Source organism: Seminibacterium arietis (assembly GCF_042675725.1).
In the GTDB taxonomy this organism is placed as follows: Bacteria; Pseudomonadota; Gammaproteobacteria; order Enterobacterales; family Pasteurellaceae; genus Seminibacterium; species Seminibacterium arietis.
The window spans coordinates 138662-162303 of sequence record NZ_JBHTJN010000001.1 but is presented as its reverse complement, the minus strand read 5'-3'; the positions used below and the strand labels follow the sequence as shown (position 1 = coordinate 162303).

Genomic DNA, 23642 nt, shown 5'->3' with positions numbered 1-23642 from the left:
ACCGCACTATGTTAAGTGCGGTCTTTTTAGCTGAAATTTTTACTAAATATAAAAATTTGAGTTTAGATTGCTCACTTACATATCTATTTTAAAAAAAGTTGTTGACCTAACCGTCGATAGTTAGCAATATAACGGAAATTTAATATTAATGAATATCACCAGGTACGTAAAATGAGTAAATCCTTAGTTATTGTGGAGTCGCCAGCAAAAGCGAAAACCATTAATAAATATTTGGGTAGTGATTATATAGTAAAGTCGAGTGTAGGACATATCCGTGATTTGCCGACAGTCGGTAGTAGTACCTCAGAAAAGACTAAGTCTATTTCAACTAAAGGATTAAGTGCTGAGGAAAAACAACAAATTAAGAAAGAAAAAGAACGTAATGCATTAGTCAAACGCATGGGAATAGATCCTTATCATAACTGGCTAGCTAATTATCAAATTCTACCAGGTAAGGAAAAAGTTGTTTCAGAATTAAAATCTTTAGCCAAAAAAGCAGATCACATTTACCTTGCTACCGATTTAGATAGAGAAGGAGAGGCTATTGCTTGGCATTTACGTGAAGTTATTGGCGGTGATGATAATCGTTTTAGTCGAGTTGTTTTTAACGAAATTACTAAAAATGCAATAAAGCAAGCATTTGAAAAACCTGAACATCTTAATTTAGATCGTGTTAATGCCCAGCAAACCAGACGATTTTTAGATCGTATTGTTGGTTTTATGGTCTCTCCTTTGCTATGGAAAAAAGTAGCAAGAGGATTGTCAGCTGGACGAGTTCAATCTGTTGCGGTGAAGTTATTAGTTGATCGTGAGCGAGAAATCAAAGCGTTCAAACCTGAAGAGTATTGGCAACTTGCAGTTTTAGCAAAAAATAATGAGGCAACACAAATCAGGCTAGATGTGACTGATTTTAAAGGAAAAAGTTTTGATCCAAAACAAAAAGAAGAAGCTCAAAGTGCGGTAGATTTTTTACAAAAATCATCTTATTTAGTATCAAATTTGGAAACTAAGCCAACAGGATCTAAACCTAAAGCACCATTTATCACTTCAACTCTGCAGCAAACCGCGAGTACAAGGTTAGGGTTTGGTGTTAAAAAAACTATGATGTTAGCTCAACGATTATATGAAGCTGGGTATATTACCTATATGCGTACTGATAGTACTAATTTAAGTCAGGATGCATTGAAGATGGTGCGTGAATATATAGCACTTCAATATGGAAAATCGTATTTGCCTGAAAAACCGAATTTTTACTCTAGTAAAGGGAATGCTCAAGAGGCACATGAAGCGATTCGTCCTTCTGATATTCAGGTTTTAGCAGATGATTTATCTGCAATGGAAAAAGATGCTATACGTTTATATGATTTAATTTGGCGACAGTTCGTTGCGTGCCAAATGCCTGCAGCACAATACGATACATCGACATTAACAGTAACAGCAGGTGATTATAAACTGAAAGCAAAAGGACGAATTTTGCGTTTTGATGGTTGGACAAAAGTGCTGCCTCCAATTGGGAAAAATGCAGATGATCAGGTGCTTCCTGATGTGAAGGTTGGTGATTTATTAATGCTTAAAGAAATACAACCGACGCAGCATTTTACCAAACCACCAGCACGCTTTACTGAAGCTGCTTTAGTGAAAGAGTTAGAAAAACGCGGTATTGGTCGTCCTTCCACTTATGCAACTATTATTTCTACTATTCAGGAACGAGGTTATGTGCGGTCAGAAAATCGGCGTTTTTATGCAGAAAAAATGGGAGAAATTGTTACTGATCGTTTGAATCAATCCTTTAGTGAATTAATGAGCTACGATTTTACCGCTAATATGGAAGATATTTTAGATCAGATTGCTGGAGGAAATAAAAATTGGAAATCAGAATTAGATTTATTTTTCAAAGAGTTTTCTGAGCAATTGAGTCAAGCGGAATTAGATGAATCTGAGGGTGGAATGAGGCCAAATAGCTTAGTTGAGACGAATATCAACTGTCAAACGTGTGGGCGACATATGGCGATTAGAACGGCAAGTACAGGAGTATTTTTAGGCTGTACAGGTTATTCATTACCTCCAAAAGAGCGGTGTAAAACGACTTTAAATTTAATTCCTGAAACAGAATTATTGAATATTTTAGATGAATCATCAGAAACTAAGGCACTTATGGAGCGTAAGCGTTGCCAAAAATGTGGTACAGCAATGGATAGCTATATTATTGATGCTCATCGTAAGCTGCATATTTGTGGTAATAATCCTAATTGCGATGGTTATATTTTAGAACAGGGTGAATATAAAATTAAGGGGTATGATGGTCCCATTGTAGAATGTGATAAGTGCGGTGCAGATATGCACTTAAAATTAGGACGTTTTGGTAAATATATGGGATGTACAGCATGCGATAATACTCGTAAAATTCTAAAAAATGGAGAAGTAGCACCGCCTAAAGAAGAACCTGTTCACTTTCCTGAACTCAAATGTGAAAAATCTGATGCTTATTTTGTTTTGCGTGATGGTGCCAGTGGAGTGTTTATGTCAGCTCATAATTTTCCAAAATCTCGAGAGAGTAGACCTGTAAAAGTTGCTGAGCTAGTTAAATATAGAGAGCGTTTACCAGAAAAATTACAATATCTTGCTGATGCACCAGTAAAAGACCCTGAAGGCAATGAAAGTATTGTACGTTTCAGTCGTAAAGAAAAACGCCAATATGTAGTTTCTGAAAAAAATGGTAAAGCTACTAAATGGATTATGGATTATGTTGATGGAAAATGGATTGAACGTAGTAAATAGAAATTGACTTTTTTGGGAGTTTAATGGGGTGTGCTTACATCTCCACTTAAATCAAAGATGATAAGTGGAGATTTACGCACGATAAGTTAAGATAATAAAAAAGAAAAATAAACTACCGCCAGTGCTGAAAACCATAACAACACAACAAACACACAAAAAAACTACAACTAAAAAATTGAATAATCTTAGCTTATTGATATATAAAGAAATTAATTGCTAATATGAACTATATATTACCACTTAATTTTAGTAGTTTGGTTTTGATAACGTGCATTTGTGCTACTCTATCCAGTTATATTGCAATTTATCTAACTTTATATCGTGTCTATAACTTGTTATAATTTAAAGTTATCAGTTAATGAAATTGTGATAAATTAGGATTCCGTTACTATTTTATTCCTATAGTTGACTTAATAAGGAAGAGTATGAAATTGTCTAAAAAATTGTTTCTAGGATTATTGCTTTGTAGCTTTAATTTACAAGCCTTACCGAAAGAAACAGCTTTTGATACTATATCAAAAAGTGCGGTAGCAGAAAAATTTGAATTAACAGATCAACAGCGACGAAATTTAGCTCAATATGCAGCGGACTCAAATAATTGGAACTTAGTTTTTGACTTAATTTATCCATTAGCAAAAAAAGGAGACAGAAATGCTCAAGTTAACGTGGGCATTTTGTATATGCAAGGGAGGGGAGTTGCACAAAATAATGATAAAGCTTATTGGTGGTTGAGTGAGGCAGCTGAAAAAGGAAGTATTAAAGCAATTAATCATTTAGCATTAATGTACTTAGATGGTTTGGGGGTGAAGAAAAATGTTCCTCATGCGATTAAATTATTAGAAAAAACTGCAAAATCTGACAGTGTATTTGCTATGTTTGTTTTAGGTGCAGTCTATTATCAAGAAATTCAAGTACAAGATTTTAAGAAAGCTTTTATATGGTTTGAAAAATCCGCTCGTAATAACCACAATGAATCTAAATTTAGATTAGCCACGATGTATGAACAGGGTAAAGGTGTAAAGCAGGATACAAATAAAGCAATTTATTGGTATCAAGAAACATTGAAGCAGCATGATGAATTCTCTGAAAAAGCTAAAAAACGTTTAAGTATGTTGCAAGCGGATTAAAATTAAGATTATATTTTCTGATCAACATTAATTTATCTAGATTCCATTTGATTCCATGCTTTTTCAGTTAAAATTTCACCAAAATGACTTTCAAGTAAGCGTTTAGTTATTTCTGTTTTAGGATTGGTGAAAACAGAATAAGTTGATCCATATTCAATTAATTGCCCATTATCTAGCACTAAAATATCATCAGAGATATGTTTGATAATTCCTAAATGTTGTCCAATATAAATATATGAAATACCTAATTTTTCTTGTATTTCTAACATTAAATTCATTAGTTGGATTTTTACAGTTGCATCTAATAAACCTAATGCATCATCAGTAATGATGATTTCAGGCTCTAAAATCAATGCTCTGGCGAGAGCTACTCGTTGTTTTTGACTAATGGACATATTATTAATTTTGGCATTGGCATGGTCTGGATAAAGCCCAACTAGTTTTAAAGTCGAAAAAATTTTTTGATTACGATCATGCTCATCTAACCTTGTGTTTAAGCGTAATGGAGTATCGAGAATTTGTCCTACATTCATTTTAGGATCAAAAGTAGAGTTAGGATCTTGAAAGATCATGCGGATATGTTGAGTTCGATAATGATAATCGCCAAATTGCAAGGGCATACCTTTAAATAAAATTTCACCACTTGAAGGCTTTAAAATGCCAACAATCATTTTTGCTAATGTAGACTTTCCAGAACCATTTTTACCAATTACAGCTAAAGTTTTTTTACGCTTTAAAGTAAAATTAACGTTTTCAACTGGAGCAAAGCGAGTAGAAGTAAATAATCCTACTTTATCAACAGTATATTTGGATAAATTTTTTACTTGCAAAAGAGCGGTCATTTTTTCCTCTTTTTATAGTTATAGGCTAATAGTAAGCGGAATAAAGACATTTTCTTTTTCTTTACGCTGATTTTCACGTAAATTTAAAGGAAAATGGCAAGAAAATTCTCGATGTTTTAAATGTTTAGTTAAGGGTTTTATTACACATTTACTCTGAGAAAAAGGGCAACGAGGTCCTAATCTGCATCCAACGGGCATTTGTTCTAATAATGGCATTGTGCCTTTTAAAGTATTTAATCTACCTTTATGAGGTAATGGTTGTTTAAAATTAGGGATAGAATGAAGTAAAGCATTAGTATAGGGATGGTAAGGCATCTCTAAAATACTTTCTTTAGAGCCTGATTCTGCGTTTTGTCCACAGTATAAAATAGATAAAGAACTGCACCAATCGCTTATAGAATTGATTTCATTACTTGTGAGTAAAATAGATGTTCCTTGATTTTTATTCATACTTGATAATAAGCGGAATATTTGAGCTTTAGTTATCGGTTCTAGAGCATTCATTGGTTCATCTGCGATTAATAAACGGGGCTGATTAGCAATTGCCATGGCAATCATTACTTTTTGACCTTCACCTTCACTAATTTCGTTAGCGTAACTGTTCATAATATCAAGGTGATCTTTTATTCCAACACGATGCAATAATTCAATAGCCCTGCGTTTTTTCCAACCAAACCACTGCCACCATCTTCCTTTGTATGTCCAGTGGGGTATATTTTGAATTAGTTGTTTTCCTATTTTCTTACTAGGGTCTAAATAAGATAAAGGTTGTTGGAAAATCATAGAAATTTCTTTACCAATCAATTTTTTTCTTTTGTTGGGAGTAAGTTTTAATAACTCAATTTCATTAAAACGAAAACGATCTGCTGTAACTATCCAAGACTCTTTTGCTGCATTACAAATGACTTTGGCAATCAAACTTTTCCCTGAACCAGATTCGCCTACTAAACCACAAATGTCACCCTCATTGATAGTGAGATTGACATTATCTACAATTTTAATCCTGCCATTAGGAGAATTTATTTCAATACTGAGGTTACGAATATCCAGCAATGCCATATTAATTTCCTATTTATAATATTTTTCTACAGCTTTACTTATTCCATTACTGAGTGTTAAGCCAATTAAAACAGTTACTATAATTGCAAGTCCTGGGAGAATGACAGTCCAAGGGGCTAAGTAAATTAAGGGTAACGAATCCTTAATCATAGCTCCCCATTCTGGTGTAGGACGTTCAGCTCCAAGAGAAATAAAACTTAATGCACTAATATCTAAAATTGCAATAGTAAATAGTTTAGCAATTTCGCGGATATAAGAAACGTAAATATTGGGTAGAATAGTTTCTTTTAGTAATATCCAATTTGAGGCTCCTTCCAATCTCAACATGAGAATATATTCTTTTTTTAATTCTTTTTGAATTGATTGATAAATTTCATGGATAAAGTAAGGTAGCAAAGCTAAAGTAATAGCTAGCATTGCATTGACTAAACTTGGTTTCATTAATGTCGCGATCACAATAGCGATTAACAAAATGGGGATAGATAAAAAAGTATCAAAGAAGTGTCCTAAGAAACGAGATTTTAATCCTCTTGACATGCCAGCCCAAATGCCTAATAAGCTTCCCAATATTACAGTGATAGTAACTACAATTAAAGCGGATCCTAAAGTATAGCTTGTACCTATAATTAATCGACTAAATAGATCCCGCCCGATGTCATCTGTTCCAAAAAAGTAACTAATTTTTCCTCCTTCAACCCAAGATGGTGGCATTAACTCAAAACCAACAAATTGCATATCACTTGGATAAGGTGCAAGAATGGAGCTAAAAAGTGCGGTCAAAACTAGTAGCATAAATAAATATAAACTAAATAGTGCTACTTTATCTTTATAAAATAACTGCCAAATTTGTTTAAACGCCATAGTTTGACGAAAATCTTCAGGCTCTTTATCTTGCATACCAACCCTTTTTATTTAGTGGATCTAATATAAAAGTCAATATTTCAGCGAATAAGTTTACGGTAATAATACATAATCCGATTACCATAATACCAGCTGAAATACTGTTGTAATCTTGAAATTTAACAGCATCAATAAGCCATCGACCAATACCTGGCCAAGCAAATGTACTTTCTACCAGCATACATTGTGCAAGAACTAATGTAAACAGACGGGGGAGTTGAGGTATTAGTAATGGTAATGTATTGCGTAAAATATGTATACGTAGTACTTTCCAAATAGACCAGCCTTTAGTCATAGTTACTTTGACATAATTTTGTTTAAATAAAAATTCGGCACGTTGTTGAACAAGACGAATAATTTCCATTGTAGGTAAAATAGTTAAAACTAGCGTAGGTAGCACTAAATGCTGCAATACGTTTTGAATTATTTTTATTCGATAAGGCTGATCAATAAACCATACATCAATGATTGGAAAACCTGTGATTGGTTTAATTTCATATAATAGATTATATTGTCCTATGGCTGATATTTCCCATGTTTGGATTGCAGAAACATAGAGTAAAATTGGTGCAACCCAAAACACAGGCATAGATAGCCCAATGTCTGATAAAGTACGGATTAGCTTTCCAATAAAGTGTGAGTTATTCACAGCACTTAATAAACCTAAAGGAATACCAAATAGTATAGCAAATAAAATAGCAGTAAAGCAGAGCTCTAATGTAGCTGGAAGCACAACCCAAATAAGATCTTTCAAAGGCTCACCTCCGTTATAACTGATACCAAAATCACCATTCAGTAAATTATCAACATAAACGAAGTATCCCGAATAAAAGTGCGGTGTCATTAGACTCGCATTAAGAGGATCTTTAATGAGAACAATATAACTGATGATTGAAATAATCAATAACGTGATAAAAAGTAAGATAATATGACGTAAAAAGGACAATAACATAATTTATTTTCCTATTGATAAAAGAGGGTAGCAAAATCAATATTGCCGAAAGGTGTCATATGTATTCCTTGTACTTGTGATGAGGCTATTAATACTCGCTTTGCGTTAGCCAACGGAATAATGGGTACTTCAGATAAAATTAACTCTTGAGCAATATTGTAAAAATTTGCTCTCTCTTTTAAATTAGAAGTTGCGAGAGCATTATTCATCACTTCGTCAAATGGAGGATAACACCAATGAGATAAATTGAATTCTCTTTCAAGCATGTGACAACTTAAAATAGGACGCATAAAACTATCAGGATCTAAATTTCCAGCTGCCCACCCTGTTAAGATTAAGTCGTAATTTCCAGTTGAATTTTTTAGTTGCTGATTAAGATGAGTTCGGGTTATAGCTTGTATGTTAACAGTTACACCTACTTTTGCTAAATCAGCTTTGATCAATTCTGCCATTTTGATAGGCGATGGAGTATAAAAATGTTCTTCGTTTACTACCCATAAAGTTAAATTGAGTTTTTTATTCTGTAAAAAATCTGTAGCTTGTTTGGGATTATAATCATAAGCATAATCGGGAGTGTTAACTGTTGCCGCCCAAGAAATATTCGGAATAATATTGTTAGCAATAGTCGCATTATGATGATAGATTGTTTCTATGATTCTTTTGCGATCAATAGCTTGAGAGATTGCTCGGCGTAACTTAACATCTCGCATCAATGGTTTATCAAAATTAAATGCTAGATAAGATAAGTTCATACTTTCAATAGTTTTAGTGTAATATTTTTTATTGTATTGCTCTAGTAACCCTAATTGGCTAATTTCTGGGTTAGACGTAATATGACATTCTCCATTGAGAAATTTAATTAATCGTCCTGTTTTATCTGTAGAAAGATCAATAATAACATTTTCAATTTTAGCTTCTTTTTTCCAATAGTCATCATTTCGCACTAAACGAATATATTGATTTTTGAAATAATTTTTAACTTTATAGGGTCCTGTTCCTACAGGTAGTGTATCTAATTGAATTAGATTATCATCAGCGTTCAGCTGTAATGCATATTCTTGAGAAAAGATAATCGCGTATTGGCTGGCTAAGTGAGGCAAAATTGAAGCATCGGGTTCAAATAAGATAATTTGCACCTGATGAGGGTTAATTGCTTTTACTGAAGCAATTTTTTCGTTGAGTTTAATACTTTCAAAGTAAGGAAAATGAATTTTTTTTGCTTGTTCATGAAAAATACGATACTGGGGATTTTCATAGTTAACAGCCCCTTCTAATGATGGTAATTCAACATTTTGTCCTAATACTCGATTGAGAGAGAATACTACATCATCAGCATTAAAATCTCTTGTAGGAGTAAACCAATCAGTATGATGAAATTTTACTCCTTTTCGTAGATTTATTGTGATAACTTTACCGTCATTGGAAATATCGTATGAAGTAGCTAGCACAGGTAGCAGTTTCGCACTATTATTTTTGAATTCGAATAGCTTGTTATAAATTTGTTCCGTCACAACATTCATGCTAGCACCAATATCTGCCGTTTGTGGATTAAACGAAAAACTGTTAGCGTAAGTACAGTAAATCAAGCCATTTTGTGTCAGAATGTCAGGGACACGAGGAGCAGCTACAGCATCAAATTTTATAAAAATATTTATAGAAAATGCCAGTAATAGGATTATTTTTCTCATCAACATAATGCGTATTTATGGTAAATTATAGGATAATTGTAAATTAGATTATCAAAATTTAGAAATAAAAATGTTATATTCCTTTCGAAAAGAGTTAAATGATGCAATTAATCGTGGTTTTGACCGCACTTTACGACTTGCTGTGACAGGGTTAAGCCGTAGTGGAAAAACAGCTTTTATTACAAGCCTGATTAACCAACTTTTGAATATAGATCGTAATGATAATAATCATTTGCCTTTATTTGAAGCCGCTCATAATAACACTATTATTGGAGTAAAACGAATTGCACAATCGGATTTAAGTGTATCTCGTTTTGATTATGAAGGAAATATTCAGGCGTTAAATGAAATTCCACCTCAATGGCCAAAATCTACTGAAGGAGTGAGTGAGACTCGCTTAGCGATTCGTTATCAACGTCAATCGGGCTTGATGAGACATTTTAAAGAAAAAGGTACACTATATTTAGATATTTTTGATTATCCAGGTGAATGGTTATTAGATCTTCCGTTATTAAATTTGAGTTATGTCCAATGGTCGCAACAGCAACAAAGTTTATTACAAGGGAAGCGACAAGAGCTAGCTCAGAATTGGTTAGAAAAAGTAAAAAAATTAGATTTAAGTGCGGTAGTAAATGAAGATATTTTAGCTCAACTAGCGAAAGACTATACCGTATTTCTATTTGATTGTAAGGCAGAAGGATTACATTTTATTCAGCCAGGACGATTTGTGCTACCCAGAGAATTAGAGAATGCACCTATTTTACAATTTTTTCCGCTTGTCCATTTAAATCAAAGCCAGTTATTGCAACTACAACAAAATGCTAAAGAAGGAAGTTATTTCAAAGTATTAACTCAACGTTATGATTACTATTGCCAACATGTAGTGAAAGGATTTTATCATCGTTATTTTTCTACTATTGATCGACAAGTAGTTTTAGCTGATTGCTTAACGCCATTAAATTATAGTCAACAAGCATTTCTTGATATGCAACAAGTTTTACAGCAACTTTTTAGTAATTTTCATTATGGTAAACGTTCATTAATACATCGCTTGTTTTCTCCACGTATTGATAAATTAATGTTTATTGCGACTAAAGCGGATCATATAACTACAGATCAATTGCCAAATTTGATTAGTTTAATGAGACAGCTATTGCAGGAAGGAGGTCGTCATGCGGAATATGAGGGGATTGATACAGAATACACAGCAATAGCTGCAATTCGAGCAACAAAGCAATGGATGATAAAACAAGATGGCAAACGTATTTATGCTTTACAAGGAATTCGATCATCAGATAAACAACAAGTAACATTGTATCCAGGATCTGTTCCGAGCCGATTACCTAATAAACAGTTTTGGCAAAATCAAAATTTTGAGTTTGATCAATTTGAACCACAGCCTCTAGATAATAGTTCTGTAATTCCCCATTTACGTATGGATTCCGTGTTGCAGTTTTTACTATCAGATAAATTATAGGAAAGAGTATGCAAAAAAAAGTATTTTCCTCACAGGAAGAGAAAGAATTAATTCATAAAATCGATGATGATGAAATTTTTATTGCTAAACAAGAATTTGAAATCAATGAAGTTGAAGTGGACTCAGAGTGGGTAGAGGATCTTCCAATAGGAGCTAATGAAACAATAAAATTAGAGAAAGCCTTAACCCCTTCTCCTCGTTGGTGGAAAAAATTACTAGGAATCACCGCACTTTTATTCAGTATCGCTGTGGTTGCTCAATCAATCCAATGGCTGATAGATACATGGCAACAACATCAATGGATTTATTTCGCATTTGCTTTAGTAGCATTTTTTATTGTGATATTAGGGTTTACTGCTATTTTTAATGAATGGAGAACGCTCGTTAAATTAAAAAAGCATTTGCAATGGCAAGCACAAAGCAAAGAATTTTTGCAACAAACATTTTTGCAGGTTAATCACAAAAATACAGAAAATGCTACCGCACTTTGTGAAAATATAGCCAAAAATTTACAAATGCAAGATAGTACAGAATATCAACAGTGGCAAGAACAGCTTAACGATGCTTATTTACCAGCAGAGATTACTCGTTTATTTAGCCGAACAGTAGTGAAAACAGCAGACGAACAAGCAAAGAAATTGATAAGTAAAGCATCCGCAGAAGCCGCAATTATTGTTGCGATTAGCCCTTTAGCCGTAATAGACATGTTTTTTATTGCTTGGAGAAATATTCGATTGATTAATAAACTAGCTACTATTTATGGTATAGAACTAGGCTATATTAGCAGACTACGTTTATTGCGTATGGTGTTATTAAATATAGTATTTGCTGGAGCAACAGAAGTTCTACAAGATATTGGTATGGACTGGCTATCGCAAGACATGACTGCAAAATTATCAGTGCGTGCAGCTCAAGGTATAGGCGTTGGTTTGTTGACAGCACGTTTAGGTATCAAAGCAATGGAATTTTGTCGCCCTTTAGTTTTTACCCCTGAAGAAAAACCTCGGTTATCACATATACAAAAAGAATTACTTATTCAGTTAAAAAGTGCGGTATTAAAAAAAGAGAAAACAAAATAACTGTAACTACTTAAATGATTATTGTAATTGTAGCAACATTAATACATTAAGCTGTAAATTATTATTTACATTTTAACTAAAATATTTACAATAGTAGTGTGATTAAATTAAGTGGAGATTCCCATGCCCTTGAAAAATACAGCTTTTGACCAAATTATTGCTGAAAGTGCAAAAATGAGACTGATTTTAGACAATACGAAAAAGTTTGCCATGCTTGATGCTCCATTGTTGATTCAGGGAGAAACAGGAACAGGTAAAGATCACATTGCTAAGGCTTGTCATTGTCTTGGAAGTCGTAAAAATCAAAAGTTTATTGGTGTAAATTGTGCAGGTTTACCAAGTGATGATGCTGAAAGTGAAATGTTCGGAAGATCTGATAGGGGGCATGAGAGTATAGGCTTTTTTGAATATGCAGATGGTGGTACGGTGTTATTAGATAGTGTTGCTGAGCTACCTTTAGCACTACAAGCAAAATTATTACGTTTTCTTAATGATGGTACATTTCGCAGAGTGGGGGAGGAAAAAGAGCATTACGCAAACGTGCGAGTGATTTGTACAACTCAAGTTCCTTTACAACATTACGTAGAAGATGGAAAAATGCGAGGAGATTTATTTCATCGTTTGAATGTGTTGAGATTAGATATTCCACCACTGAGGGAACGCAAGGAAGATATCGAGCCGTTAACACGTCTTTTTGTTCAGCAAATTAGTGATGAGTTATCGATAGTCACTCCTCATTTTGATCAAAATTTTATTGCTTATTTATGTAATTATCCTTGGCCTGGTAATGTGCGTGAACTTTATAATGCTTTATATCGAGCTTGCTCTCTTGTAGACGATGGAAAACTGAGTGTAAATGGGTTAATCCTAGTTGAGAAAGATATATTGCCTACAAGTATAGAGCAATTTGCTAATCAAACATTAGATCAGATAATGAGTAGCTTTGAGTCCATGATTTTACAGAAATTTTATGAACAATATCCTAGTACTAGAAAATTAGCCTATCGTCTTGGCGTGTCACACACCGCGATTGCGAATAAGTTGAAACAATATGGGATTAATAAATAAGCTTATTTTAGAACGTAGCTCATAAAATTTCGTTAAAAAGAGCTACTAAATTTTTATATTTAAATTGAAATCCTGCCTGCAGTAGTTTTTGTGGAAAAATTCTCTGGCTATCTAATAAAAGATGACTTCGTTCACCGAAAAAAAGTGATAACACTGATGCTGGAATATTGATGAAGTGCGGCCGATTTAGGTATGCCCCTAAATAATGATTGAACTCTGCATTTGTGACAGGAGTAGGTGCTGTACAATTAAAAGCACCATAGCAATGCTTATTTTCAAGTAAAAAAAGCACCGCACTTATCATATCTTCTAATGCAATCCAGCTCCAATATTGTTTGCCATGACCTAATTTTCCCCCCAATCCTAAACGGTATAGTGGTAACATTTTTGCTAATACACCAGCTGAGTTATCTAATACTAGACCTGTTCTTAATAAGCAAACTCTCGTTTCTGCCTGTAACGCAACATTTTCCCATGTAGAACAAAGTTGAGCAACAAAGTGATTTTTTGGGGGAATATTTTCAGTCACAATTTGGTCATAGCAATTACCGTAATAGCCCGTAGCTGAACTTGAAATAAAACAATTAGGAGGCGATATACTTTGATTGATAAGAGCGGTTAATTTTTCTGTAGTTTTAATTCGACTTTCAATTAAACGTTGTTTTTGTTTATTTGTCCAACGATGATCAAAAATAGGTTCACCAGCAAGATTAATTACCGCAGAAAAAGAGTCTAAGTTGTGAAATTCATCTAAATTTTTAACGAAATTGAGTTGATAATTATTAAATAAAACTTCTGCTTTTGTGATATTTCGTGTCAGTACGGTTATGTTATAGTTTTTTCTGACTAAAAGAGGAATAAGTGCTGAACCGATAAATCCCGTAGCTCCAGTGAGTAAAATATCCATAATTCCTCTTTTGAAATTTATAATGAATTTTCAAATAGCTGCTGAATATGTTTGATCAGCATTTCTAAGTCCTGCTCTTTAGTGGGAGTAACGAAGATAGTATCATCTCCTGCAATTGTACCTAAGATTCCTTCCGATTTACTGATAGAGTCTAAAAGGCGTGCTATTAATTGTGCAGCACCAGGGCTAGTTTTAATCACTATTAAATAATCATTACAATCAATATCTAAGACTAGATTACTCAATGGGCTAGTCGTGTTAGGTACACTCAACTCATTAGGTAAACAATAAACAGTTTCCATTCTAGTATTTCTAGTGCGTACAGCCCCAAATTTAGTTAGAATACGCGATACTTTTGATTGGTTGATATTAGAAAATCCTTGCTTTTGAAGTGCAGCGACAATTTCACTTTGTGAACCAAATTTTTCTTGAGCTAATAAGTTTTTAATTGCACTAATTAAGGACTCTGATTTTTCATATGGCATATACTTCTCCTTCTATAGGTAATTCTGCATAGAAATTCAGAAAAAGTAAATAAAATTTGATTTATTATAGCACTTTCTCTAGTAAAAAATAATTTTTCTATGAAAAGTTTGAACTAGATCTCATATTTAAATTAATCTATTTGAATTCCTATTTTTAGGGGGCTAGAATGCCGAAAAGTTAAGTTCGAATTTAATCATAAGTCATTAAGGAGTATCAAATGAAAGTAGCTGTATTAGGTGCTGCAGGTGGTATCGGTCAAGCATTAGCTTTATTGTTAAAGTTACAACTTCCAGCAGGTGCAGAATTGTCATTGTACGATATTGCTCCTGTTACACCAGGAGTCGCAGCTGATGTAAGTCATATTCCAACAGCCGTGAAAGTAGAAGGATTTGCTGGAGAAGATCCAACCCCAGCATTAAAAGATGCAAATATCGTGCTAATTTCTGCTGGCGTAGCTCGGAAACCAGGTATGGATCGATCAGATTTATTTAATATTAATGCTGGTATAGTACGCAATCTGATTGAAAAAGTGGCATCAACTTGTCCTAAAGCTTGTATTGGTATTATTACTAATCCAGTAAATACCACAGTAGCGATTGCTGCTGAAGTATTGAAAAAAGCAGGCGTGTACGATAAACGTAAATTATTTGGTGTAACTACACTTGATGTATTACGTTCAGAGACTTTTGTCTCAGAATTAAAGAATCTCGCAGTTTCTCGCACTATTGTTCCTGTAGTTGGCGGTCACTCTGGTGTCACTATTTTACCGTTGTTATCTCAAGTACCATACGTACAATGGAATAATGAAGAAATCGCACCATTAACTAAACGTATTCAAAATGCTGGAACTGAAGTAGTAGAAGCTAAAGCTGGTGGTGGTTCTGCTACGCTTTCAATGGCACAAGCAGCAGCACGTTTTGCACTGTCTTTAGTTAAAGGTTTGCAAGGTGAAACTGTAGTAGAATGCACTTACGTAGAAGGATGTGGTAAATATGCACGTTTCTTTGCTCAACCAGTGCGTTTAGGTAAAGAAGGAGTAGACGAAATTTTACCTATTGGTGAGCTAAGTGACTTTGAGCAAAAAGCTTTAGAAGATATGTTACCAACACTTCGTGCTGATATTGAGTTAGGTGAAAAATTTGTTAATCAATAATGCCTAGATTATAGTGTTATGTAAAGAATCTATGTTAAACACCGCACTTGTAACTAAAGTGCGGTGTCTTTTTGTGAAGTTTTATTAGTATATATAGCAGTTTTACTGAAACTGAACTTACATTGAAAATCGGGTCAGTCTGTTATTTTTGATAAGATGAATTTTTTAGTGGTGGGGTGTCGCAGTTGATTAATTTGAATAAGATAGAAAAAAGACCTGAGCATGAGTAACTCAGGTCAAATATAACGGAACCCATACCGTTATAAAGCTCCTAAAAAAACGATGTATCCTGAAATAATCCGACTTTTAAATCTGTTGCAGTATAAATAACTCGTCCATCAACTTCTACTTCGCCATCTGCCATTCCCATTACTAATTTACGATTAATTACTCTTTTCATATTGATACGGTAAATGACTTTTTTAGCCGTAGGTAATATTTGCCCTGTAAATTTAACTTCTCCTACTCCTAAGGCTCTCCCCTTACCTTTGCCACCAAGCCAACCAAGATAAAAGCCAACTAGCTGCCACATCGCATCTAGTCCTAAACAGCCTGGCATAACAGGATCTCCAATAAAATGACAATCAAAAAAAGGCAACGTAGGACGAATGTCTAGTTCAGCTTCAACGTAGCCCTTATTGAAAGTGCCTCCTTTTTCATTCATTTCTATTACTCGATCCATCATCAACATACTAGGTGCTGGCAACTGTGGTCCTTGCTTTCCAAATAATTCTCCACGTCCTGAAGCCAACAACTCTTCATAATTATAACTGCTCTTTTTATTTAGTGTACATGCGTTCATTATTTATCGCTCCTCTAAACAATGACAATGTTTTTCTTAATCAACTGTCATGATTATATCAATACTAATTTGAAATTAAAATAGCTAACAAATGTTAGCTCAACTTGTCGGATCAGTTATTTTTTTTGAACTAAAAAAGCTTCCTTTAGGAAGCTTTTTACAAGACAGTGTTAACGTTTAAAAAATAATCGTTCAAATAAACGTATCTTAGGTTCTGCTCGGTGTTGTACTCGATGATTAATAAGAGTTGAGATTGATGTTTCTTCTGTATTTTTATCATCTGATAGTAAAGGACGTTTAAATAGAATTTGACAAGCTTGAAATACATCATCTACAGTCCAAATAGAAAACTTCCCATTTTTCACCGCACTTACTACGGTTTCTGATAAACTCAACTGATTAAGTACAGTAGTTGGAATTATCACGCCTTGATGACCAGTTAATCCACGTCGTTCACAAATAGTAAAAAATCCTTCAATTTTTTCATTTACTCCACCGACAGAATGCACTAGACCAAATTGATCAATAGCTCCTGTTACGGCAATGGATTGAGGCAAAGGCAAATTAGCTAATGCACTGACTAATACACAAAAACTAGCTAGTGATGCACTATCACCATCAATTTCACTATAAGATTGTTCAAACACAATTGAAGCGGAAAATGGTAATTGTGATGGCAACTCTAAAATATTTGCTAAACACAGCTCTGCAATCATAATGCCTTTACCATGAATATTGCCTGCTAGCTCATTTTTACGTTCAACATCAATTATTTCACCTTCACCAAACTGTACTATACAGCTAATACGAGAAGGCTCACCAAAAGAAGCTGGACTACCTGCATATTCAATCACTGATAAACCGTTAATTTGACCTACAATTTCTCCTTGCGTTGCTACATAAATTTGCTCTTTTAAAATTTCATTGTAAGCACATTCTCTCAGAAAGCCTTGTTGTTGAGATAAGCTGTCAAAATATCGCAGAAAATCGACCGCACTTAATGAATTACTTTGATTATAATTTTTATTACAAGCAACAACACCACTTAAAATTGATTTTAATTTCAATGGGGAAATATTAATTAAGTGTCGGTCTTCGCTTTGACGTGCTAAATACTGATAAAGTGCAGTTAATCCACTTTCTTTAATTGCTGGAAAACCATTTTGGCGAGCATATTGTTGAACAAAACTAGCCCATTTAATTTGTTTTTCACAGTTTTCCATTGAAAAGTAACTTTCAATTTCTGCATAATCAGCAATTTGTAAAATGTCTTCATCAAGTTCATCAAGAGTAGCTAACTCAGCACGATTGGCTAATAAAATAATTTTTAGCTCAACAGGATAACTTGGAATATCACAAGGCATTATTTTCAAAGGATTTAATGAATACCAGTCAAATTGCTTAGTTGTTAGAATTTGTTTTAATCGATGCCATAAATCAAATCGCTCTAATAAATTGGATGCACTTAAAATAAGTACCCCGCCGTTAAGTTGATGTACTAATCCTGCACTCAACATAATATCATGAGAGCTTGAATTAACTCGAATACAACCAAACAGTTGACTTTGGTCACAATATAGTGCGGTAGCAACTTGTTTTTTTGCTGCAAAATTGTCCATTTTCGATTTAGCAGGCTCAACAGAAACCTCAGGAAAAGAAAAACTATCAGCTTGCTTAAGATCGTATTTTACTCCCTTTATCGCTAATTCGTTAGGTTGGTTAATACGAATAAAATTCTCTAAAAGTGGAGCATATTGACCATGCTGTTCCGATTTTAACAACAGTAACGTACTATTATCATTTTTTAAAAATCGCTCAATTGCGGCTCCTGCATGTGGTTGTAAATCAAAAAAATCAGTATCTTTTGTAGTCTCTAACAAATTAATGTCTGACTTAATATTTAGCTCAGGACGCAAATCACGCCAATTTAATAGTTGGTTTGATGAATTCACTATTTGTTCCGTTAATAAAAATAAGTTTAACATTATCGCATAAACAAAACTAAAATCCACTGGTAAAAGCCAACTAAACAGCGTATATTATTAAAGGTTACCACGTCACATATACAGGCAAATAAAATGAAATACCAAAAACTGGAAAATCAAGAAGCCGATTGGAAATGGAAATACCTCATTAAAAAATATCGAGAAGGTGAAAACATCACTCGTTATGAAGAACGTAGTTTACAAAAAAATATCGTGGAAAAACTTTTCACTTGTCATAACAAACCAGCCCTTATAGAAACATGGGTTGAAAGCCATATGTCACCTAATCTAAAAGTCAAATTAGATCAAGCAATCCGTGCAAGAAGAAAACGTTTTTTTAATGCGGAAAAACAAACTACTAAGAAAAAATCTATTGATTTAGAATATACCGTATGGCTACGACTAGCAAAATATTCTCGTAAAATGAAAATGACTTTATCAGAAACTATTAACTATATAATCGATGAACGAGAAACTAAAACACTTTACCAAGATCAAATCTCTATGATGAAAGCAAGTATAAAAGAATTATTGCAAAAATAATTGGAGTCAGTCGATAAGCCGGGTTCTGTCTTGGACAATCATTCCTCTAGGCATTTGTTTGCACAAATGCTCAAGCAACCTACCCGAACTCTGAGCGGGCCACTCATTGAGTTCCTATTTGGTCTTGCTACGAGTGGAGTTTACCTTGCCGTAAAATGTTACCATTTACGCGGTGTGCTTTTACCACACCCTTTCACCCTTACCTGTGTTCTTGCGAATCATCGGCGGTCTGCTCTCTGTTGCACTTGTCGTAGGCTCACGCCTCCCAGACGTTATCTGGCACTCTGCCCTGTGTAGCCCGGACTTTCCTCTCGTTTACTTGTCCCACTAGTTTGCCTTTAGGCGGTTAAGGGCTTCAGTAAACCAGCGATTGTCTAACTGACTCAGCACCTAGTATAGCGGAAACTCATAATAAAATATAGAGTTAAATACAATCTTACGATAAAATGACCGCACTTTTCTGATTAGGAATATATTATGGACTACTTAAATATCGCTCGTGATACACTAAATATGGAGCAACAAGCACTTAACGTGCTGAGTGAAAATTTAGATCTTAATTTTAATCAAGTTGTAGAGCTAATTTTGAATTGTGAGGGTCGTTTAGTTATCAGTGGCATAGGTAAATCTGGGCTAATTGGTCATAAAATGGTAGCAACTTTTGCTTCTACAGGTACGCCAAGTTTTTTTCTACATCCTACAGAGGCATTCCACGGTGACTTAGGAATGTTGAAATCAATTGATATAGTCATGTTGATTTCTTATAGTGGTGAAACAGATGATGTTAATAAATTAATTCCAAGTTTAAAAAATTTTGGCAATAAAATCATCGCATTAACTAGTAATCCAAATTCTACTCTCGCTAAGCATGCTGATTATTTTTTAAATATTAGTGTTGAGCGCGAAGTTTGCCCCAATAATCTTGCACCAACAACTTCTGCATTAGTCACTCTTGCATTAGGAGATGCTTTAGCTGTGGCATTGATTAAAGCTCGTGATTTTCGTCCTGCGGATTTCGCTAAATTTCATCCAGGAGGGAGTCTTGGTCGTCGCTTATTGTGTAAAGTCAAAGATCAAATGAAAACAGCACTTCCTATTACTGCTCTTGATACCAATTTTACAGACTGTGTATCGATTATGAATGAGGGGCGAATGGGAGTTGCTTTAGTAATGGAAAATCAACAGCTTAAAGGAATTATCACGGATGGTGATATTCGACGAGCATTAACAGCTAAAGGTGAAAATACATTAAAGCAATGTGCAAAAGATCTAATGACCTCTAATCCAAAAACTATTCACGCTGATGCCTATTTATCAGAGGCTGAGCAATTTATGAAAGCTCATAAAATACACTCTTTAATTGTCGTTGATGATCATGGAACTGCGGTTGGTTTAGTTGAATTTTCGAGTTAATAATATGAGTCTAAATGAAAAATTAAAAAAAATTAAATTGGTAATCACCGATGTAGATGGCGTTCTCACAGATGGACAACTTTTCTACAATGCAGATGGCGAAGTAATGAAAAGTTTTCATGCTAGAGATGGTTTAGGCATAAGAATGTTAATGGAAAATGGTGTGCAAGTAGCAGTATTATCAGGTAGAGACTCTACTATTTTACGTAAACGTATCGCAGATCTTGGGATTAAACTATTTTTTCTAGGCAAATTAGAAAAAGAAGCAGCCTGCTTAGAATTAATTAAGCGTGCTGGAGTGAGTACAGAAGAAACAGCTTATATTGGGGACGATAGTGTAGATTTACCTGCTTTCGCTATTTGCGAATTATCTTTTACTGTAGCTGATGCAGCAGACTATATTAAAAGTGCGGTGGATTCTGTGTTAATTCAACAAGGCGGCAAAGGTGCATTTCGTGAATTATCAGATATGATTTTGACGGCTCAAGGTAAACAAGCCGTGTTCAATTCAGCTGAGGGATTTCTAAAAACTGCACGGAAAATGACACAATAAGCATTAACACATCAATTTAGCTTGATCCTCTGTTATCTTAAACAGCGGAGGTAATTGGGGATCTGCATCTTCTTCGTCTAAAATTTTAACTTTCGGGAGTGGTAGCAATCTTTCCTCTAAGTTATGAGGCATTTTATCTTTTCCTAATAAAGGCTTTTGTAATTGAGAAAAAACACTCTTATCAGAAAGCCAAATGGAAATAAAAGCTTGATTAAACTCAGCATCAAATTCATGCTCTAAAACGGCATCATTTAAAATAAAATAACCTTTGCTATCCAACGCAATGTAAGTTAATACGTCGTTTGGTGAGAAATCTGGCAAAATAGCCTGTAATTCAGTCAACCATTGCTCTTTGTTTTCACTTAGCTGTAAAGCATCAATTTCTTTAATTAAACTGATCGCAAAATTTTTCCCTTCAATCGGTTTATCATATTTAAATGAAATCATTAAAGGGGTCTGGTTATCTTCATATTCGCCGTTCTCTGTATAAAGACTAACAGTATAAACCTGAAAAGGTCCCCAATTATAATCTGCATTTCCTACTTGTTGCCACTTTGCTAAAAGAGCGGTCGAAAACAAATAAAAAATGAAAAACAAACAACCTTTAAATTTCATAAAATTCCCACTCTGATAATAATTGGCGAATTATATAGCAAAAACTAAAAAAGGCGAGAAATAACTCTCGCCTATTAGCGATCATTTTTTAATTTATATTACGTTATTTTAAACTGCCAATCATATCTTCAGGACGAACCCATTGTTCAAATTGTTCTGCGGTCAATAATCCTAAATTGATTGCTTCTTCTTTGAGCGTAGTACCATTTTTATGTGCTGTTTTGGCAATTTTAGCTGCATTTTCATAACCAATATGAGTGTTAAGTGCGGTTACTAACATCAAAGAATTATCCAACTGCATTTTAATCCGTGAAAAATTAGGTTGAATACCAACTGCACAGTGTTCATTAAAAGATACACACGCATCTGCTAATAATTGTGCTGATTGTAAGAAATTTGCTGCCATAACAGGTTTAAATACGTTCAACTGAAAATGTCCTTGTGAACCAGCAAAAGAAATAGTTGTATCATTTCCCATTACTTGAGCACAAACCATAGTTAAAGCCTCACATTGTGTCGGATTAACTTTGCCTGGCATAATTGATGATCCTGGTTCATTTTCTGGAATCAAAATTTCACCAATACCAGAACGTGGTCCTGATGCCAATAAACGAATATCATTAGCGATTTTGTACAGTGAAACAGCTAGTTGCTTTAATGCTCCGTGCGTTTCTACTACGGCATCATGTGTTGCTAACGCTTCAAATTTATTTTCTGCGGTAACAAATGGCAAACCAGTAAATTTGGAAATGTAATCAGCAACTTTCACATCATAGCCTTTAGGCGTATTCAGCCCTGTTCCTACAGCAGTACCACCTAATGCCAATTGAGCTAAATGAGGTAGGGTATTTTTTAATGCACGTAAACCAAAATCTAATTGAGCAGCATAAGCAGAAAATTCCTGTCCAAGTGTTAATGGAGTTGCATCCATTAAATGAGTGCGACCAATTTTTACTACATCTTTAAATGCCTGTGCTTTTTCAGCGAAGGTTTTTTGTAAACGTTCCACACAAGGAATTGTCACTTCTACCACTTTCTTATAGGCTGCTATATGCATTGCTGTAGGATAAGTATCATTAGACGATTGTGATTTATTAACATCATCATTAGGGTGAATAATAGATTTTTCGCCAAGCTTTCCACCATTTAACACATGAGAGCGATTAGAAATAACTTCATTAACATTCATATTTGATTGTGTGCCTGAGCCAGTTTGCCAAATTACTAGTGGAAATTGATCATCTAGTTTATTTGCCAAAATTTCATCACAAGCTTTAGCAATTAAATCTCGTTTTTCTACAGGTAATACCCCAAGATCATGGTTTGCAAAGGCAGCAGCTTTTTTTAAAAAGCCGAAAGCTTCAATGATTTCTTTTGGCATTGAAGCCTCAGGACCAATTTTAAAATTATTGCGAGAACGCTCAGTTTGTGCTGCCCAATATTTATCCGCAGGCACTTTAACTTCACCCATAGTGTCTTTTTCGATACGAAATTCCATCGTAATTACTCCTCTAAATTTTATAGAAAATAACCGCAGTTTAGCACTTTGAACTTTTAAATGGAATGTTGTAAAAAGTAAAAATTAATTTTTTGAGAACCAGATCACGCTTTAAAAAGAGCGGTTTAATTTTAGTAACTTTTTTTCATTAAGATTCACAATTTATATTTTATATTGTTATGATTTTAGATAAAATTAAACGTTTATAGATTTCAAATTTATTAATAACCGAATTATTGGCTAAAAGCTAAAATGACTAAACAAGCTCAATTTTACATTATCGAAAAAACACAGCCTCAATCTCTTCTTTCCGCCGTAGAAGTGTTAGCTTGTGATCTAGCTGCACAAGCATGGCGTTTAGGCAAATATGTACTGATTGTCTGTGATAATGAAAATCAAGCACTCAATTTAGATGAAGCCCTATGGCAACGTGATCCAGAAGAGTTTGTACCGCATAATTTATCAGGGGAAATTACTAAATTTATTACTCCAATTGAAATTACATGGGGTGAAAAACGCAACGCACAACGCCGTGATTTGCTCATTAATTTACAACAAACAGTCCCTGAATTTGTATCTAGTTTTAACCATCTTATTGATTTTGTTCCTGTAAATGAGGCTGAAAAAGCACAAGCTAGAGAACGTTACAAACAATATCGTCAAATGGGTTGGCAGCTGAGTACAGAGCAAGGGTAAAATGTAGTATTGATAGGAGAT

General features: G+C 34.2%; 21 protein-coding genes and 1 other RNA gene. 10 read left to right on the top strand and 12 right to left on the bottom strand.

Annotated features, from left to right (window positions below; genetic code table 11):
- Positions 1-171 precede the first annotated feature (171 nt).
- The gene (topA, locus tag ACFQ02_RS00850; RefSeq protein WP_380818082.1) at positions 172-2778 is read left to right on the top strand and encodes a type I DNA topoisomerase; all 2607 of its coding nucleotides are present in this window, start codon (positions 172-174) and stop codon (positions 2776-2778) included.
- A 425-nt stretch (positions 2779-3203) separates the two neighbouring features.
- A complete protein-coding gene (locus ACFQ02_RS00845) occupies positions 3204-3905 on the top strand; it encodes a tetratricopeptide repeat protein (protein ID WP_380818079.1) in 702 nt (233 codons plus the stop codon).
- A 32-nt stretch (positions 3906-3937) separates the two neighbouring features.
- Here ACFQ02_RS00845 and ACFQ02_RS00840 read toward each other — a convergent pair whose 3' ends face one another.
- From ACFQ02_RS00840 to ACFQ02_RS00820, 5 genes are read right to left on the bottom strand one after another with little or no spacing between them, the layout of a single operon-like run.
- Positions 3938-4747: a peptide ABC transporter ATP-binding protein gene (locus ACFQ02_RS00840; RefSeq protein ID WP_380818076.1), complete on the bottom strand. Its 810-nt coding sequence runs from the start codon at positions 4745-4747 to the stop codon at positions 3938-3940.
- An 18-nt stretch (positions 4748-4765) separates the two neighbouring features.
- Entirely contained in the window at positions 4766-5806 is a 1041-nt protein-coding gene (locus ACFQ02_RS00835; protein WP_380818074.1) for a peptide ABC transporter ATP-binding protein, read from the bottom strand.
- A 9-nt stretch (positions 5807-5815) separates the two neighbouring features.
- Positions 5816-6703, bottom strand: coding sequence for an ABC transporter permease subunit (locus tag ACFQ02_RS00830; protein WP_380818071.1), 888 nt, complete (start codon positions 6701-6703; stop codon positions 5816-5818).
- Complete coding sequence (locus ACFQ02_RS00825) at positions 6693-7658, bottom strand: ABC transporter permease (RefSeq protein ID WP_380818070.1); 966 nt, start codon at positions 7656-7658, stop codon at positions 6693-6695. The genes ACFQ02_RS00830 and ACFQ02_RS00825 overlap by 11 nt, the downstream gene beginning before the upstream one ends.
- Before the next feature lie 11 nt (positions 7659-7669).
- Positions 7670-9352, bottom strand: coding sequence for an ABC transporter substrate-binding protein (locus tag ACFQ02_RS00820; protein WP_380818069.1), 1683 nt, complete (start codon positions 9350-9352; stop codon positions 7670-7672).
- A gap of 64 nt (positions 9353-9416) precedes the next feature.
- Here ACFQ02_RS00820 and ACFQ02_RS00815 point away from each other — a divergent pair, with 64 nt between their 5' ends.
- From ACFQ02_RS00815 to ACFQ02_RS00805, 3 genes are all read left to right on the top strand, one after another.
- Positions 9417-10823 carry a YcjX family GTP-binding protein gene (locus tag ACFQ02_RS00815; RefSeq protein ID WP_380818066.1) on the top strand — a complete coding sequence of 469 codons (1407 nt, stop codon included), beginning with the start codon at positions 9417-9419 and terminating at the stop codon, positions 10821-10823.
- A gap of 8 nt (positions 10824-10831) precedes the next feature.
- The gene (locus ACFQ02_RS00810) at positions 10832-11902 is read left to right on the top strand and encodes a TIGR01620 family protein (protein WP_380818063.1); all 1071 of its coding nucleotides are present in this window, start codon (positions 10832-10834) and stop codon (positions 11900-11902) included.
- Positions 11903-12025: 123 nt separating this feature from the next.
- Complete coding sequence (locus ACFQ02_RS00805; RefSeq protein ID WP_380818060.1) at positions 12026-12970, top strand: sigma 54-interacting transcriptional regulator; 945 nt, start codon at positions 12026-12028, stop codon at positions 12968-12970.
- A gap of 19 nt (positions 12971-12989) precedes the next feature.
- Here ACFQ02_RS00805 and ACFQ02_RS00800 read toward each other — a convergent pair whose 3' ends face one another.
- Positions 12990-13877 carry a TIGR01777 family oxidoreductase gene (locus tag ACFQ02_RS00800; protein ID WP_380818057.1) on the bottom strand — a complete coding sequence of 296 codons (888 nt, stop codon included), beginning with the start codon at positions 13875-13877 and terminating at the stop codon, positions 12990-12992.
- A gap of 17 nt (positions 13878-13894) precedes the next feature.
- Positions 13895-14362 carry a transcriptional regulator ArgR gene (gene argR / locus ACFQ02_RS00795; RefSeq protein ID WP_380818054.1) on the bottom strand — a complete coding sequence of 156 codons (468 nt, stop codon included), beginning with the start codon at positions 14360-14362 and terminating at the stop codon, positions 13895-13897.
- A 218-nt stretch (positions 14363-14580) separates the two neighbouring features.
- Between argR and mdh the strand changes: the two genes are divergently transcribed.
- Positions 14581-15516 (top strand): malate dehydrogenase, encoded by a 936-nt coding sequence (gene mdh / locus ACFQ02_RS00790; protein ID WP_380818051.1) that lies wholly within the window; start codon positions 14581-14583, stop codon positions 15514-15516.
- A 271-nt stretch (positions 15517-15787) separates the two neighbouring features.
- On the opposite strand, the gene fabA is transcribed toward mdh, so the two are convergent.
- Both fabA and ACFQ02_RS00780 read right to left on the bottom strand, forming a co-directional pair.
- On the bottom strand, positions 15788-16318 hold the full coding sequence (fabA, locus tag ACFQ02_RS00785; RefSeq protein ID WP_380818048.1) for a bifunctional 3-hydroxydecanoyl-ACP dehydratase/trans-2-decenoyl-ACP isomerase: 531 nt from the start codon (positions 16316-16318) through the stop codon (positions 15788-15790).
- A 170-nt stretch (positions 16319-16488) separates the two neighbouring features.
- Positions 16489-18270, bottom strand: coding sequence for an AAA family ATPase (locus tag ACFQ02_RS00780; protein ID WP_380818045.1), 1782 nt, complete (start codon positions 18268-18270; stop codon positions 16489-16491).
- Between the two features lie 126 nt (positions 18271-18396).
- On the opposite strand from ACFQ02_RS00780, the gene matP reads away from it, so the two are divergent.
- On the top strand, positions 18397-18846 hold the full coding sequence (gene matP, locus ACFQ02_RS00775; RefSeq protein ID WP_380818042.1) for a macrodomain Ter protein MatP: 450 nt from the start codon (positions 18397-18399) through the stop codon (positions 18844-18846).
- On the opposite strand, the gene rnpB is transcribed toward matP, so the two are convergent.
- Positions 18845-19232, bottom strand: an RNA gene (rnpB, locus tag ACFQ02_RS00770) — RNase P RNA component class A. The genes matP and rnpB overlap by 2 nt on opposite strands.
- Positions 19233-19323: 91 nt before the next feature.
- Between rnpB and ACFQ02_RS00765 the strand changes: the two genes are divergently transcribed.
- Positions 19324-20259: a KpsF/GutQ family sugar isomerase gene (locus tag ACFQ02_RS00765; RefSeq protein WP_380818039.1), complete on the top strand. Its 936-nt coding sequence runs from the start codon at positions 19324-19326 to the stop codon at positions 20257-20259.
- 4 nt (positions 20260-20263) lie between these two features.
- On the top strand, positions 20264-20812 hold the full coding sequence (locus tag ACFQ02_RS00760; protein ID WP_380818036.1) for a KdsC family phosphatase: 549 nt from the start codon (positions 20264-20266) through the stop codon (positions 20810-20812).
- A gap of 3 nt (positions 20813-20815) precedes the next feature.
- Here the strand turns inward: ACFQ02_RS00760 and ACFQ02_RS00755 are convergent, their stop codons facing one another.
- Positions 20816-21427, bottom strand: a complete 612-nt coding sequence (locus ACFQ02_RS00755) for a chalcone isomerase family protein (protein ID WP_380818033.1) — start codon at positions 21425-21427, stop codon at positions 20816-20818.
- Positions 21428-21530: 103 nt separating this feature from the next.
- Complete coding sequence (gene fumC / locus ACFQ02_RS00750) at positions 21531-22925, bottom strand: class II fumarate hydratase (protein WP_380818030.1); 1395 nt, start codon at positions 22923-22925, stop codon at positions 21531-21533.
- A gap of 252 nt (positions 22926-23177) precedes the next feature.
- Here fumC and ACFQ02_RS00745 point away from each other — a divergent pair, with 252 nt between their 5' ends.
- Complete coding sequence (locus ACFQ02_RS00745) at positions 23178-23621, top strand: DNA polymerase III subunit chi (RefSeq protein WP_380818027.1); 444 nt, start codon at positions 23178-23180, stop codon at positions 23619-23621.
- The last annotated feature ends 21 nt before the right edge of the window (positions 23622-23642 follow it).